Genomic DNA, 14,516 nt, shown 5'->3' with positions numbered 1-14,516 from the left:
GTGACCAGCGGTCCGCTGAATTTTCCGCCGGGGGCCGGAGCCGCGTGGCTCCGGCCCCGTGAGGTCACCGTTTCTTCGGATCCAGCAGACCCGCCCGCCGCAGCGCGTCCGCCATCGCGCTGTTGGCCGGGGCCGGTGCCTGGCGGCCGCCCCGGTCGGCACCGCGGCCCTCGCGTCGGCCCTGGCCGCCGCCCTGCCGCTGCTGGGGCGGCCGGGGACCGCCACCGCGCTGCTGCCGGCCGCCGCCCTGTGACTGCGGTGCGGCCTCGTCGTCCAGACGCAGGGTCAGCGCGATCCGCTTGCGCGGGATGTCGACGTCGAGGACCTTCACCTTGACGATGTCACCGGGCTTGGCGACATCACGCGGGTCCTTGACGAACGTCCTGGACATCGCGGAGACATGGACGAGGCCGTCCTGGTGGACGCCGACGTCCACGAACGCGCCGAACGCGGCCACGTTCGTCACCACGCCCTCCAGGATCATCCCGGCGGAGAGGTCGGAGATCTTCTCCACGCCCTCCTTGAACGTGGCCGTCCTGAACGCGGGACGCGGGTCGCGGCCCGGCTTCTCCAGCTCCTTCAGGATGTCCGTCACGGTCGGCAGGCCGAACGTGTCGTCCACGAAGTCGGCGGGCCGCAGGGAGCGCAGCACGCCCGTGTTGCCGATGAGCGAGGCCACCTCCTGGCCCGTCGTCTTCACCATGCGGCGGACCACCGGGTAGGCCTCCGGGTGCACGCTGGAGGCGTCCAGCGGGTCGTCGCCGCCGCGGATGCGCAGGAAGCCCGCGCACTGCTCGTACGCCTTCGGGCCGAGCCGCGCCACCTTCTTCAGCTCGGCGCGGGACTTGAAGGGGCCGTTGGCGTCCCGGTGCGCCACGATGTTCTCGGCGAGACCGGAGGAGATGCCCGAGACCCGCGAGAGCAGCGGCACGGACGCGGTGTTGACGTCCACGCCGACGCCGTTCACACAGTCCTCGACCACCGCGTCCAGCGAGCGGGACAGCTTCACCTCGGACAGGTCGTGCTGGTACTGCCCCACGCCGATGGACTTCGGGTCGATCTTCACCAGCTCGGCCAGCGGGTCCTGCAGGCGGCGGGCGATGGAGACGGCGCCGCGCAGCGACACGTCCATGTCCGGCAGTTCCTGCGAGGCGTACTGCGAGGCTGAGTACACCGACGCGCCCGCCTCGGACACCATCACCTTGGTGAGCTTCAACTCCGGGTGTCTGGCGATGAGTTCACCGGCGAGCTTGTCCGTCTCGCGGGACGCCGTGCCGTTGCCGATCGCGACCAGTTCGACCGCGTGCTCCTTGGCGAGCCGTGCCAGCTTGGCGATCGCCTCGTCCCACTTGTTCGCGGGGACGTGCGGGTAGATCACGTCCGTGGCGACGACCTTGCCGGTCGCGTCGACCACGGCGACCTTCACACCCGTACGGAAACCGGGGTCCAGGCCCAGCGTCGCGCGGGTGCCGGCCGGGGCGGCCAGCAGCAGGTCACGCAGGTTCGCCGCGAAGACGTTCACCGCCTCGTCCTCGGCGGCCGTGCGCAGCCGGAGGCGCAGGTCGATGCCGAGGTGGACGAGGATGCGGGTGCGCCAGGCCCAGCGGACCGTGTCCATCAGCCACTTGTCGCCGGGGCGGCCCCGGTCGGCGATCCCGAACCGGTGCGCGACGATGCCCTCGTACGAGGACGGGCCATCCGTCGCCTCCTCCGGCTCCAGGACGAGGTCCAGGACCTCCTCCTTCTCGCCGCGCAGCATCGCCAGGATCCGGTGCGAGGGCAGCTCGGTGAACGGCTCGGCGAAGTCGAAGTAGTCGGCGAACTTCGCGCCCGCCTCCTCCTTGCCCTCCCGCACCTTGGCGGCCAGCCGGCCGCGCACCCACATCCGCTCGCGCAGCTCGCCGATCAGGTCGGCGTCCTCCGAGAACCGCTCGGTGAGGATCGCCCGCGCGCCGTCAAGGGCGGCCTGCGGGTCGGGGACGCCCTTGTCGGCGTCCACGAACGCGGCGGCGGCCGCCAGCGGCTCCACCGTGGGATCGCCCAGCAGGCCCTCGGCGAGCGGCTCCAGGCCCGCCTCGCGCGCGATCTGCGCCTTGGTGCGCCGCTTGGGCTTGTACGGGAGGTAGATGTCCTCCAGCCGCGCCTTGGTCTCGGCGCCGCGAATGCGGGCCTCCAGCTCCTCGGTCAGCTTGCCCTGCTCGCGCACCGAGTCCAGGATCGCGGTCCGCCGCTCCTCCAGCTCCCGCAGATAGCGCAGCCGCTCCTCGATCGTGCGCAGCTGCGCGTCGTCGAGCATCTCGGTCGCTTCCTTGCGGTAGCGGGCGATGAAGGGCACGGTCGAACCGCCGTCGAGCAGTTCCACCGCGGCCTTCACCTGCCGCTCCCGTACGCCGAGCTCCTCGGCGATCCTGCCTTCGATGGATCCTGCTTCGATGGACCCGGGTGTCGTCACGATCCCGTACCGCCTTCTCCACTGAGGTTGCGCGGCAATTGTGGCAGGTGACACCGACAACCGGGGATCAGGGCGGCCCCCGGCGGGCCGCCGGGCCGTTTCTCAGGCCCGGCTCCCACCTGTGCTGGACGACGCCCCGCCGAACAGCCGGGCCACGGCCCGGAACGGCAGCGTGACCACCGTGGCGACGGCCCCGCCGACCTGGCGCAGTACGTCTGCGATGGCACCGATCACGGAAATCTCCTCCCTTCGCTCGACGTGGCTCCGGGTACCTCACCCCTTTGGCTCCATGCACCGGCCATGGCGGAAAAGGTGGGAAACACGTCATTGCGGCCATGCGCGGCGCGGCGAAGAATCGAGGACATGCCGCAGCGAACGCTCCTCTTCGTCCTCTTCGACGGCGTCCAGAGCCTCGACGTCACCGGGCCGCTCGAGGTGTTCGCGGGCGCCGAGAAGCACACGCCGGGCACGTACCGGGTCGGTACCGCCTCCCTGGACGGCGGGCCGGTGCGCACCTCCAGCGGCCTGACCCTCGTACCGGACCGGGCGCTCACCGCTGCCGCCGACCCGCACACCCTGCTGGTGCCCGGCGGAGAGGGCACGCGCCGTGCCGACCCGCGGCTGGTCGACTGGCTGCGTGAGCGGGGGCCGCGCGTCCCGCGTCTGGTCTCGGTGTGCACCGGCGCCATCCTGCTCGCCGCCGCCGGTCTCCTCGACGGCCGGCGGGCGACGACCCACTGGGCCCACTGCGACAAGCTCGCCCGCGACCACCCGGCGGTCGCCGTGGATCCGGAGCCCATCTACGTCCGGGACGGCCACGTCGCCACCTCGGCCGGGGTGACCTCCGGCATCGACCTGGCCCTCGCCCTGGTCGAGGAGGACCTGGACCGGGACGTCGCGCTGGCCGTCGCCCGGCACCTCGTGGTCTTCCTGCGCCGGCCCGGCAACCAGGCCCAGTTCAGCGCCCAGCTCGCCGCGCAGACCGCGCGGCGCGACCCGCTGCGCGAGGTCCAGCGCTGGATCACCGAGCACCCGGCGGGCGATCTGACGGTGGACGCGCTCGCCGCCCGCGCCCGGCTTTCACCGCGCCACTTCGCGCGCGCCTTCCGGGAGGAGACCGGCATGACCCCCGGCCGTTACGTCGACCGGGTCCGCCTGGAACACGCCCGCCGCCTGCTGGAGGACACCACCGACAACATCGAGGAGGTCGCCCGCGCCAGCGGCTACGGCACCCCCGAGGCCATGCGCCGCGCCTTCACCAGAACCCTCGGCACTGCCCCGGCCGAGTACCGCCGCCGCTTCCGCCCGGCCATGGCCCACTGAGCCGGCCGCCGCCGACCGTCGTGATTGCTGACGGATCCCTGGCCGCTGGTGCCCTGACCGTGGTTGCCGACGGATCGCCGGCCGCCGGTGCTCCTGACCGTGGTTGCCGGCTGATCCCGGGCGCTGGTGCCCTGACGGTGATTGCCGACTCACCCCGGCCGCTGGTGCTGCTTCGTGGGTGCCGGCTGGTTCCCGGCCGCCGACGATCGTGAGTGCTCACGCCCCCCGGCCGCCCGGCCGACTGCAGTGACCGTCCACTGACGCCCGGCCACCGACCGATCTCGCCCCCTATCCGGCCAAGGTCCGCTCCTGAAGCTCCGCCCCCGCGCTCGCCCGTCCGCTTCGCCACGGAGGCTCGCCACGAAGGCTCGCTACAGCCCTCGCCCCGCCGAGGCCTCCATCGCCCCGGACAGTCCGCCCCCGCGCTCACCCCCGCCCCCGGCGTGCGCCGCCGCGCCCACTGAACCCCGTCAGCCCTCGTCACGGCTTCCGCCCCGCTGTCGCCCGCCGGGAATCGCCGGGACTCGCCGGGCGACGCCGCTCCGATCACCGAAGGGACACACCATGCAGATCGCCATCGTCGTCTACGACCGGTTCACCGCCCTCGACGCCGTCGGCCCGTACGAGATCCTCTCCCGGCTCCCCGGTGCCGAGACCGTGATCGTCGCCGAGCGCACCGGTCCCGTCCGCACCGACACGGGAGCTCTGGCCGTCACCGCCGACAAGGCCCTATCCGAGGTGCGCAGCCCCGACCTGCTGGTCGTCTCGGGAGGACCCGGCACCATCGCCCAGCTGAAGAACCCGGCGCTGCTGGACTGGCTGCGCGCGGCCGACGCGACGAGCACCTGGACGACCTCGGTCTGCTCCGGCTCGCTGCTGCTCGCCGCCGCGGGGCTGCTGCGCGACCGCCGCGCGACCAGCCACTGGGCCGCCCTGGACCTGCTGAAGGAGTTCGGCGCGGAACCCACCGGCGACCGGGTCGTCACCGACGGCAAGTACGTCACGGCCGCGGGGGTCTCCTCCGGCATCGACATGGCGCTCACCCTGACCGGCCGGATCGCGGGCCACGAACACGCCCAGGCCGTCCAGCTGCTGACCGAGTACGACCCCCAGCCGCCCTACGACGCCGGTTCCCCGGACAAGGCACCCGCGCACCTCGTCGAGGAGCTGCGCACCGGCGGCCGGTTCAGTCTGACGTAGCCACGGTCCACGTGAAGCGCGGCTGCCGGCGCTCCAGGAACGCGGCGACCCCTTCCGCGGTGTCGGGGTTGCCGCGGGCCGCCTGCGCCCAGTGGGCGTCCCGGTCGGTACGGCCGCCCGCGAACTCCTTCGCGGCGGCTTGGGTGAGCTGCGAGCGGGAGACCAGGATCCGGGCCAACTCGGCGACCCGCTTGGCCAGTTCGCCCTCCGGCAGCACCTCGTCCACCAGCCCGGCGGCGAGCGCCCGCCCGGTGTCGATCAACTCGGCCGTGAACAGCAGGTACTTGGCGGTGGCCGGACCCACCAGCGAGAGCAGCCGGCGGGTCGAGGAGGCCGGATACACGATGCCGAGCCGCGCCGGAGTCACCCCGAACAGAGCGCCCTCCTCGGCCAGCCGCAGATCGCAGGCCGCGGCGAGCTGTGCCCCGCCGCCCACGCAGTGTCCGCGCACAGCGGCCACGGTCGGCTTGGGGAACGCGGCGAGCGCCTCCTCGGCGGCCACGGCGAGTCGCTGTGCCTCCTCGGGAGAGCCCTGGAGGGTGCTGATGTCCGCCCCCGCGCAGAAGGTGCCGCCCTCGCCGGTGAGCACCAGCGCCCGCACACCGGGGTCGCGCGCCAACTCGTCCAGCAGCGGCGGCAGGGCCCGCCACATCGCGGCGGTCATGGCGTTGCGCTTGGCCGGGTTGCGGATGACGACGGTGGCGACAGCGCCTTCGACGCGGTGCGACAGCTGGGGCTCCATGCGCGGATCGTATCGGGGGGTCCGAGCGGTACGGAGAGCGCGGGTCGGCAGAGGCGGGGCGTTGGGAAATTCGCATAAAGAGGAAAAAAGGGGATGGGCGGCGGGGACCTGGAAGGTCGCGATGGCCAGGGCCGGCACGCACAGCGGCAGCGCGACCAAACTCCACCCCGGCTTCAGCCGGCTCGCCGTGCTCGGTGTGCTCCTCGTGCTCGCCGGGATCGTCGGACCCGTCCACACCGCGGCCGCCCTGAACATCGCGGTCGGCATCGTCGTCATCCGCCTGCCGCACGCCGCGGCCGCCGCGCCGACCATGTTCGCCGCGCTGCTGTTCCTCACCGCGGGCTTCTTCAGGCTGGTCGGCGGCCTGGTCGTGCGCGGACCGCAGCTGGGCTGGACCCTGCTCGGCGCCTTCGACCTGCTGCTCGGCATCCTGGTCCTCGGCTCCTGGCCGAGCAGCGGTCAATACGTCATCGGTGCCTTCTTCTCGCTCGCCCTGCTCTTCGACGGCCTCGGCCTCGTGGCCACCGGCTACGGCGGGCGCCGTATCGTCGGACTCGTCTCCGAGCAGGAGCAGCCCGGACCGGCACGACCCGAGTAGTTCGCGATCCGGCGTCCGGGCGACAGGAACAGTCCCACACGTGACCGTGTCATACGCACTCGGTCACAAAGCGCTCGATACCCGCTGACTTGTGTTCAGTCCCCCGGGTCGGAGCGGCGCGTTACCAACACTCGACGTGTGGTGACAATCGAGCGCGAGGGTGGCGACCGGACGATGGACAACCACGGGCGCGGGGACGGCCCGCGCCCAGCGGGGGGCGCCGAGCGGCCGCCCGATCCACTGCCGTACGAAGGCGTCTGGCGGTTCACCGCCGCTGCTGTGGACGCCTCGGTCCCGCAGGCCCGGCACGCCGTACGGGACCTGCTGCTGCGCCAGGGCGTGCCGGTCTCCGACGAGCTGGTGTACGGCCTGCTGCTGATCGTCTCCGAGCTGGTCACCAACGCGGTCCGGCACGCGGCGCTGCTGTCGCCGATGCTGGCCGTGGAGGTCGCCGTCGGAGCCGAGTGGGTGCGGGTGTCCGTGGAGGACAACCACCCCTACCGCCCGACCGCCCTGGAGGCCGACCACGGCCAGACCGGTGGCCGCGGGCTGCTGCTGGTCCGCGAGGTGGCGCGGGAGGCGGGCGGCATGGTCGACGTGGAGCACACCGCGAGCGGCGGCAAGGTGATCTGGGCCGCCCTGCCGCTCAAGCCCACGACGCTGCCGTAGCACGCGGGGCCCGCGCCCCTGTCGCACAGCCGGTCCGCGGGCCTGTCGCACAGCCGCTCCGCGGGCCTGCCCTGCCGCAGGCGCGTGTCCGCGGCAGAACCGTCACCAGCCCGCGGACGGGCCCGTCAGCTCCCGGACCGCCGGACGGGCCGCGTCCAGGACGGTCATGAACCAGGCCGAGAAGGGGTCGCGCGCATGCCGCTCGGCCAGCTCGGCCGCGGTCACGAAGGCGGTCTGGGCGATCTCCTCCGGGTCCGGCGCGAGCGGCGCCTGCACCAGGCCGACGAACAGGTGGTTGTACTCCTGCTCCACCAGGCCGGAGGCCGGGTCCGGGTGGTTGTAGCGGACCGTGCCCGCCTCCGCCAGCAGCGAGGGGGACACGCCGAGCTCCTCGAAGGTGCGCCGTGCCGCGGCGGCGAACGGCGCCTCGCCCGGGTACGGGTGGCCGCAGCAGGTGTTGGACCACACACCGGGGGAGTGGTATTTGCCGAGCGCCCGCTGCTGGAGCAGCAGCCGGCCCTGTTCGTCGAAGAGGAACACCGAGAACGCGCGGTGCAGCTGTCCCGGCGGCTGATGGGCGGCGAGCTTCTCCGCCGTGCCGATCGTCACACCCTTCTCGTCGACCAGTTCCAGCAAAATCGCCTCTGCGGTGCCGTTCGACGAGCTGTGCGTCGCGGTGGCAGGTGTGATCGGCATACCCATCCTTCGCCTCGGTCTTCGCACCCCAAGTCTGCCGTACGAATCCGGCACTCCCGGCACTTCCCCGCACGTCCGCGCGCGGCGCGGCACCGGAAGGCGGACCCGGTAGATCATCGTGCCCGGTCCGTGGATCAGGGAACCGCCCGCGACGGGTGTCGAACATGCGTGCGCATCGTCAGTGGCACAGCCGGGCCTCGTGCGCCGCGTGCCCGCTCGGCTCCAGCTGGAAGGTGCAGTGCTCCACGTCGAAGTGGTCGCCGAGGCAGCCCTGCAGCTCGTGCAGCAGCTTCTCGTGGCCGACGGCGCTGAGCACGTCCGAGCTGACCACCACGTGCGCCGACAGCACCGGCATGCCGGAGGTGATCGTCCACGCGTGCAGGTCGTGTACGTCCTCCACGCCGTCCAGCGCCAGGATGTGCGCCCGTACCTCGCCCATGTCGACGCCCTTCGGGGCCGCCTCCAGCAGCACGTCCAGCGTCTCGCGCAGCAGCTTCAGCGTCCTCGGCACGATCATCACGCCGATGACCAGCGAGGCGACCGGGTCGGCGCCCTGCCAGCCGGTGCTCAGGATCACCAGCGCCGAGACCAGCACCGCGAACGAGCCCAGCGCGTCCGCGGCGACCTCCAGGAAGGCGCCGCGCACGTTCAGGCTCTCCTTCTGCCCGCGCATGAGCAGCGTCAGCGAGATCGAGTTCGCGACCAGGCCGATCAGACCGAACACGACCATCAGTCCGCCCCGGGTCTCCGCGGGCGTCACGAACCGCTGGAGGGCCTCGTACAGGACGTATCCGCCGACCCCGAGCAGCAGCACACAGTTGGCCAGGGCGGCGAGGATCTCGGCGCGGGCGTACCCGAAGGTGCGGTTGGTGCTCGGCGGGCGGTTCGCGAAGTGGATCGCGAGCAGCGCCATGCCGAGGCCCACCGCGTCGGTCGCCATGTGCGCCGCGTCCGCGATCAGCGCCAGCGAGTCCGCGAGCAGGCCGCCGGCGATCTCCACCACCATGATCGTCAGCGTGATGCACAGCGCGATCCGCAGCCGGCCCCGGTACGCTGCCGCGGCCGTACCCGTGGCCGGCGCATGGCTGTGCGCGTGCCCGTGGTCGTGCCCTGCCCCCATGAGATCCGTCCTTCCCTGTCCGTCCGGCACCCCAGTGAACTACGGGTGGGGGGTATGGGGCAACGCGGCACTGAACACCGTTGTCATGTGCCCTGACCTGCGGAAACGTTCCGCAGGTCAGGGTGGGTACGGTTTCTCACCCGTGGTGCAGCCGCCAGCCCCGCCAGGCCGACTCCACCATCTCGCGCACCCCGCGCCCGGCCCGCCAGCCCAGCTGTTCGGCGGCCCGCTCGGCGGAGGCGACCGCGCGCGGCGCGTCCCCCGGCCGGCGCGCCTGAACCACCGGCTCCCTGCGGTCCCCGGTGACCTCCCCGATCACCCTGATCAGCTCGCGGACCGAGACGCCCTCGCCCCGCCCGATGTTCAGGGTCAGATCGCCGGACGGGTCCGCGTCGGCGAGCCGCCGCGCCGCCGCGAGGTGGGCCTCGGCGAGGTCGGCCACATGGATGTAGTCCCGGATACAGGTGCCGTCCGGCGTCGGATAGTCGTCTCCGAAGATCCGCGGGGCCTCGTCCCGGGTGAGCCGGTCGAAGACCATCGGCACGATGTTGAACACACCCGTGTCGGCGAGTTCCGGTGCCGCCGCGCCCGCCACGTTGAAATAGCGCAGGCACACCGTGGAGATCCCGTGCGCCTTTCCGGCCGCCCGCACCAGCCACTCACCGGCCAGCTTGGTCTCGCCGTACGGGTTCACCGGCGCGCACGGGGTGTCCTCGGTGATCAGGTCCGCGTCCGGGTTGCCGTACACCGCCGCGGAGGAGGAGAACACCAGGCGGCCGATCCCGGCCTCGGCCACCGCGTCCAGCAGGGTGGCCAGGCCGCCGACGTTCTCCCGGTAGTACCAGGTGGGCCGGGCCACCGACTCGGCCACCTGTTTGCGTGCCGCGAGGTGGACGACGCCCGTGACGCCGTACTCGGCGAGGACCCGCTTCAGCAGGTCCCCGTCCAGCGTCGAGCCCCGGACGAGCGGGACGTGAGCGGGGAGCCGCGCGGGCACCGCCGCCGACAGGTCGTCCAGCGCCACGACGCTCTCCCCGGCACCGGCCATGGCCCGTGCCACATGCGCCCCGATGTATCCGGCTCCGCCGGTGATCAGCCATGTCATGGTTGTTCAGCCTATGGGGACCGCTCAGGTGTCCCGGTTGCCCGGATCTGCGTCCGGCGGTTTGTGGGGCGGGCCCCGGATCACCGATGATGATCGCGGCAAAGGCCCGGGCAGCCTCCGTGGGCCGGGCCGTGAACGGCCGGTGAACACGGGCTCCCGCCCATCCGATAGCCTCTGCCGACATGCCGCCCGGGTGCCGCTGGCAGGGCGCCCCATCACGTAAGAGACCGGCGCCCGCGCGCCGGCACCCAGGGAGTGAGTTCGGTTGTCGACCGCCATCGTCACCGGTCAGCCGGTCCCCGGATCGTCACTCGAGAACGATCTGCGGTCCCTCGGCTTCGACGTCCGGGTGGCAGTGGACGCCGCCGAGGCCGAGGCCCTGCTCGCCGCCGCACCCGCCGGCGAGCGCGTGGCCCTGGTCGACGCCCGCTTCGTCGGCCACGCCCACGCGCTGCGCCTCGGCCTGACCGACCCGCGCTTCCCGCTCTCCGCGGTCCCCGGCGCCGTCACCGCCCAGTGGCCCGCCCGGCAGGCGCTGACCGGGGCCGTGGCCCGCGAGACCTCGGCCGGCGGCGGCACCGCGCTCGCCGTGGACAGCCTCGCCGACCGTGTCGTCACCGCCCTCGACGCCGACGGCTGCGAGGTGCACCGGCCGGAGCTGGGCAGCCTGGTCGCCGCCGTGCCCGCCGACCCGCAGGCCCGCAACGAGGCGCGGCAGGCCGTCGCCGCCGTCGACGACGAGGCCGTACGCCTGAAGTCGGCGGTGAAGTCCCGCGACGGCTTCTTCACCACGTTCTTCATCAGCCCTTACTCCCGCTACCTGGCCCGCTGGTGCGCCCGCCATGGCCTGACCCCGAACCAGGTCACCACGGCCTCGCTGCTCACCGCCCTGATAGCGGCGGGCTGCGCGGCCACCGGCACCCGCGCCGGTTTCGTCGCGGCCGGTGTGCTGCTGATCGCCTCCTTCGTGCTGGACTGCACCGACGGGCAGCTCGCCCGCTACGCCCTGAAGTACTCCACCCTCGGCGCCTGGCTCGACGCCACCTTCGACCGGGCCAAGGAGTACGCCTACTACGCCGGTCTCGCCCTCGGAGCGGCCCGGGGCGGCGACGACGTGTGGGCCCTCGCCCTCGGCGCGATGGTCCTGCAGACCTGCCGGCACGTGGTCGACTTCTCCTTCAACGAGGCCAACCACGACGCCACCGCCAACACCAGCCCCACCGCCGCCCTCTCCGACAAGCTCGACAGCGTCGGCTGGACGGTGTGGGTGCGGCGGATGATCGTGCTGCCCATCGGCGAACGCTGGGCGATGATCGCGATCCTCACCGCGGCCACCACCCCGCGGATCACCTTCTACGCGCTGCTCATCGGCTGCGCCTTCGCGGCGACCTACACCACGGCCGGACGCGTGCTGCGCTCCCTGACCCGCAAGGCCCGGCGCACCGACCGGGCGGCCCAGGCGCTCGCGGACCTTGCCGACAACGGCCCGGCCGCCTCCCTCGTGGCCCGCTCCACGCCCGCCCGCCTCGGCTCCCCGTTCCTGGTGGCGCTCGCCGGTACCGCCATCCTCGCCGTGTCCCTCTTCTCCGGCGTGACCTGGGCCCCCGTGGCGGGTGCCGTCGTCTACGCCGTCACCTCCGGTCAGGCGCTGTACCGCCCCCTCAAGGGCGCCCTCGACTGGCTGGTCCCGCCCCTCTTCCGGGCCGCCGAGTACGGCACCGTCCTCGCGCTCGCGGGTAAGGCGGGGGTAAACGGAGCGCTTCCGGCGGCTTTCGGGCTGGTGGCCGCCGTCGCCTACCATCACTACGACACGGTGTACCGCATCCGCGGCAACGCCGGAGCGCCTCCGGCCTGGCTGGTGCGCTCCATCGGGGGGCACGAGGGGCGGACGCTGCTCGTCACCCTCCTGGCCGCGGTGCTCACCGCCGCGCAGTTCACGGTCGCGCTCACGGTCCTCGCCGTGGCCGTCGCCCTCGTGGTGCTCGTCGAGAGCATCCGCTTCTGGGTGTCCGCTGGGGCGCCCGCCGTACACGACGAAGGAGAACCCGCATGATCGGCCTTGTGCTGGCGGCCGGCGCCGGACGGCGTCTGCGCCCCTACACCGACACCCTGCCCAAGGCGCTGGTGCCGGTGGGGCCCGCGGGCATAGAGGGCGAACCGACCGTGCTGGACCTCACCCTCGCGAACTTCGCCGAGGTCGGCCTGACCGAGGTCGCGATCATCGTCGGCTACCGCAAGGAGGCCGTGTACGAGCGCAAGGCGGCCCTGGAGCAGAAGTACGGCCTCAAGCTCACCCTCATCGACAACGACAAGGCCGAGGAGTGGAACAACGCCTACTCCCTGTGGTGCGGCCGTGACGCCCTCAAGGACGGCGTGATCCTCGCCAACGGCGACACCGTCCACCCGGTCTCCGTCGAGAAGACGCTGCTCGCGGCCCGCGGCGAAGGTAAGAAGATCATCCTCGCGCTGGACACCGTGAAGTCCCTCGCGGACGAGGAGATGAAGGTCGTCGTCGACCCCGAGCAGGGCATGACGAAGATCACCAAGCTGATGGACCCGGCCGAGGCGACCGGCGAGTACATCGGCGTCACCCTGATCGAGGGCGACGCCGCCCCCGAGCTGGCCGACGCGCTGAAGACGGTCTGGGAGACCGACCCGCAGCAGTTCTACGAGCACGGGTACCAGGAACTGGTCAACCGCGGCTTCCGGATCGACGTGGCGCCGATCGGCGACGTCAGCTGGGTCGAGATCGACAACCACGACGACCTCGCCAAGGGCCGGGAGATCGCGTGCCAGTACTGACCCGGCTGATTCCCTCGCCGGTCGTGGTGGACATCCGCGCGGGTGCCCTGGACGACCTGGCCGGTGTCCTCGCCGACGAGCGCATCTCGCAGTCCGGCCGGCTCGCCATCGCCGTCAGCGGCGGTTCGGGCGCCCGGCTGCGCGAGCGCGTCGCTCCCACGCTGCCCGGCGCCGCCTGGTTCGAGGTCGGCGGCGGCACCATCGACGACGCGGTCCGGCTGGCGAGCGACATCAAGGCCGGCCACTACGACGCGGTCGTGGGCCTCGGCGGCGGCAAGATCATCGACTGTGCGAAGTTCGCGGCGGCCCGTGTCGGCCTGCCGCTGGTCGCCGTCGCCACCAACCTCGCGCACGACGGTCTGTGCTCGCCCGTGGCGACTCTCGACAACGACGCGGGTCGTGGCTCGTACGGCGTGCCGAACCCGATCGCGGTGGTCATCGACCTCAACGTGATCCGTGAGGCCCCCGTCCGTTTCGTGCGCTCCGGCATCGGTGACGCCATCTCCAACATCTCCGCGGTCGCGGACTGGGAGCTGGCCAACCGTGTCAACGGCGAGAAGATCGACGGCCTCGCCGCCGCCATGGCCCGGCAGGCCGGGGAGGCGGTGCTCCGGCACCCGGGCGGCGTCGGTGACGACGGCTTCCTGCAGGTGCTGGCCGAGGCCCTGGTCCTCACCGGTATCGCCATGTCCGTGTCGGGCGACTCCCGCCCGTCCTCCGGCGCCTGCCACGAGATCAACCACGCCTTCGACCTGCTCTACCCGAAGCGCGCGGCCGCCCACGGCGAGCAGTGCGGCCTGGGCGCGGCCTTCGCGATGTACCTGCGCGGAGCGCACGAGGAGTCGGCGCACATGGCCGAGGTGCTGCGCCGCCACGGGCTTCCGGTGCTGCCGGAGGAGATCGGCTTCACCGTGGACGAGTTCGTGCGGGCGGTGGAGTTCGCCCCGGAGACCCGCCCCGGCCGCTACACGATCATCGAACACCTCGACCTCAAGACGAACCAGATCAAGGACATCTACGCCGACTATGTCAAGGCCATCGGTAGCTGAACTCCGTCCGGTCGTCCACCCCGCGGGGGTGAAGGACCGGCGCAGCGGTGAGCACTGGATGGGGCGCCTCTACATGCGCGAGGTGTCCCTGCGGGTCGACCGCTATCTGGTGGGCACCAGGGTCACGCCCAACCAGCTCACGTACCTGATGACCGTCTTCGGCGTGCTCGCGGCCCCGGCACTTCTCGTGCCGGGGATCTGGGGCGCCGTGCTCGGCGTGGTCTGCGTCCAGATGTATCTGCTGCTGGACTGCGTCGACGGCGAGATCGCGCGCTGGAAGAAGCAGTACTCGCTGAACGGCGTCTACCTGGACCGGGTCGGCGCCTATCTCACCGACGCCGCGGTGCTCACCGGCTTCGGCCTGCGCGCCGCCGACCTGTGGGGCGGGGGCCGTATCGACTGGCTGTGGGCCTTCCTCGGCACGCTCGCCGCGCTCGGCGCCATCCTCATCAAGGCCGAGACCGACCTGGTCGGCGTCGCCCGTCACCAGGCCGGCAAGCCGCCGGTGCAGGAGTCGGCGTCCGAGATGCGCTCCTCCGGCATGGCGCTGGCCCGCAAGGCCGCCGCCATGCTGAAGTTCCACCGGCTGATCCTCGGCATCGAGGCGTCGCTGCTCATCCTGGTCCTGGCGATCGCCGACCAGGTGCGCGGCGACCTGTTCTTCTCCCGGCTGGGGGTCGCGGTGCTGGCCGGCATCGCCCTGCTGCAGACCCTGCTGCACCTGGTGTCCATCCTCGCCTCCAGCAGGCTGAAGTGAGCA

Annotated in this window: 14 protein-coding genes; 8 read left to right on the top strand and 6 right to left on the bottom strand. The window is 72.3% G+C overall.

Translation table 11 applies throughout. The annotated features are described in order from the left end of the window. Window positions 1–64: 64 nt before the first annotated feature. Both FB563_RS37370 and FB563_RS45030 read right to left on the bottom strand, forming a co-directional pair. The gene (locus FB563_RS37370; RefSeq protein WP_055709417.1) at window positions 65–2,452 is read right to left on the bottom strand and encodes a Tex family protein; all 2,388 of its coding nucleotides are present in this window, start codon (window positions 2,450–2,452) and stop codon (window positions 65–67) included. 102 nt (window positions 2,453–2,554) lie between these two features. Further along, window positions 2,555–2,686, bottom strand: a complete 132-nt coding sequence (locus FB563_RS45030) for an LPFR motif small protein (RefSeq protein ID WP_267888669.1) — start codon at window positions 2,684–2,686, stop codon at window positions 2,555–2,557. 129 nt (window positions 2,687–2,815) lie between these two features. Between FB563_RS45030 and FB563_RS37365 the strand changes: the two genes are divergently transcribed. Beyond that, the gene (locus FB563_RS37365) at window positions 2,816–3,775 is read left to right on the top strand and encodes a GlxA family transcriptional regulator (protein ID WP_142219197.1); all 960 of its coding nucleotides are present in this window, start codon (window positions 2,816–2,818) and stop codon (window positions 3,773–3,775) included. Window positions 3,776–4,339: 564 nt separating this feature from the next. Further along, complete coding sequence (locus tag FB563_RS37360) at window positions 4,340–4,975, top strand: DJ-1/PfpI family protein (RefSeq protein WP_055704395.1); 636 nt, start codon at window positions 4,340–4,342, stop codon at window positions 4,973–4,975. Here the strand turns inward: FB563_RS37360 and FB563_RS37355 are convergent. Further along, window positions 4,962–5,717 (bottom strand): enoyl-CoA hydratase/isomerase family protein, encoded by a 756-nt coding sequence (locus FB563_RS37355; protein ID WP_055704396.1) that lies wholly within the window; start codon window positions 5,715–5,717, stop codon window positions 4,962–4,964. The genes FB563_RS37360 and FB563_RS37355 overlap by 14 nt on opposite strands. Window positions 5,718–5,838: 121 nt before the next feature. Here FB563_RS37355 and FB563_RS37350 point away from each other — a divergent pair, with 121 nt between their 5' ends. Together FB563_RS37350 and FB563_RS37345 are read left to right on the top strand one after the other, a co-directional pair. Continuing rightward, on the top strand, window positions 5,839–6,315 hold the full coding sequence (locus FB563_RS37350) for a hypothetical protein (RefSeq protein ID WP_055704397.1): 477 nt from the start codon (window positions 5,839–5,841) through the stop codon (window positions 6,313–6,315). A 174-nt stretch (window positions 6,316–6,489) separates the two neighbouring features. Continuing rightward, a complete protein-coding gene (locus FB563_RS37345) occupies window positions 6,490–6,984 on the top strand; it encodes an ATP-binding protein (RefSeq protein ID WP_055704427.1) in 495 nt (164 codons plus the stop codon). A gap of 102 nt (window positions 6,985–7,086) precedes the next feature. Here the strand turns inward: FB563_RS37345 and idi are convergent, their stop codons facing one another. From idi to galE, 3 genes are all read right to left on the bottom strand, one after another. After that, the gene (gene idi, locus FB563_RS37340; RefSeq protein ID WP_055704398.1) at window positions 7,087–7,680 is read right to left on the bottom strand and encodes an isopentenyl-diphosphate Delta-isomerase; all 594 of its coding nucleotides are present in this window, start codon (window positions 7,678–7,680) and stop codon (window positions 7,087–7,089) included. 178 nt (window positions 7,681–7,858) lie between these two features. Continuing rightward, complete coding sequence (locus tag FB563_RS37335) at window positions 7,859–8,800, bottom strand: cation diffusion facilitator family transporter (protein ID WP_055704399.1); 942 nt, start codon at window positions 8,798–8,800, stop codon at window positions 7,859–7,861. 136 nt (window positions 8,801–8,936) lie between these two features. Continuing rightward, window positions 8,937–9,905 (bottom strand): UDP-glucose 4-epimerase GalE, encoded by a 969-nt coding sequence (galE, locus tag FB563_RS37330; RefSeq protein ID WP_055704400.1) that lies wholly within the window; start codon window positions 9,903–9,905, stop codon window positions 8,937–8,939. A gap of 265 nt (window positions 9,906–10,170) precedes the next feature. On the opposite strand from galE, the gene FB563_RS37325 reads away from it, so the two are divergent. Genes FB563_RS37325 through FB563_RS37310 form a run of 4 tightly spaced genes read left to right on the top strand, consistent with a single transcriptional unit; the run spans window position 10,171 to window position 14,513 of the window. Further along, entirely contained in the window at window positions 10,171–11,958 is a 1,788-nt protein-coding gene (locus FB563_RS37325; protein WP_055704401.1) for a DUF5941 domain-containing protein, read from the top strand. Continuing rightward, window positions 11,955–12,707 (top strand): phosphocholine cytidylyltransferase family protein, encoded by a 753-nt coding sequence (locus tag FB563_RS37320; protein ID WP_055704402.1) that lies wholly within the window; start codon window positions 11,955–11,957, stop codon window positions 12,705–12,707. Before FB563_RS37325 ends, FB563_RS37320 begins: the two co-directional genes overlap by 4 nt. Beyond that, the gene (locus FB563_RS37315) at window positions 12,695–13,756 is read left to right on the top strand and encodes an iron-containing alcohol dehydrogenase family protein (protein WP_055704403.1); all 1,062 of its coding nucleotides are present in this window, start codon (window positions 12,695–12,697) and stop codon (window positions 13,754–13,756) included. The genes FB563_RS37320 and FB563_RS37315 overlap by 13 nt, the downstream gene beginning before the upstream one ends. Then, entirely contained in the window at window positions 13,734–14,513 is a 780-nt protein-coding gene (locus tag FB563_RS37310) for a CDP-alcohol phosphatidyltransferase family protein (RefSeq protein WP_079048554.1), read from the top strand. Before FB563_RS37315 ends, FB563_RS37310 begins: the two co-directional genes overlap by 23 nt. Window positions 14,514–14,516: the final 3 nt, after the last annotated feature.

The sequence above is a fragment of the Streptomyces puniciscabiei genome (assembly GCF_006715785.1).
Lineage (GTDB): Bacteria > Actinomycetota > Actinomycetes > Streptomycetales > Streptomycetaceae > Streptomyces > Streptomyces puniciscabiei.
The sequence above is the reverse complement of the archived record's forward strand: the minus strand, read 5'-3'. Positions and strand labels throughout refer to the sequence as shown.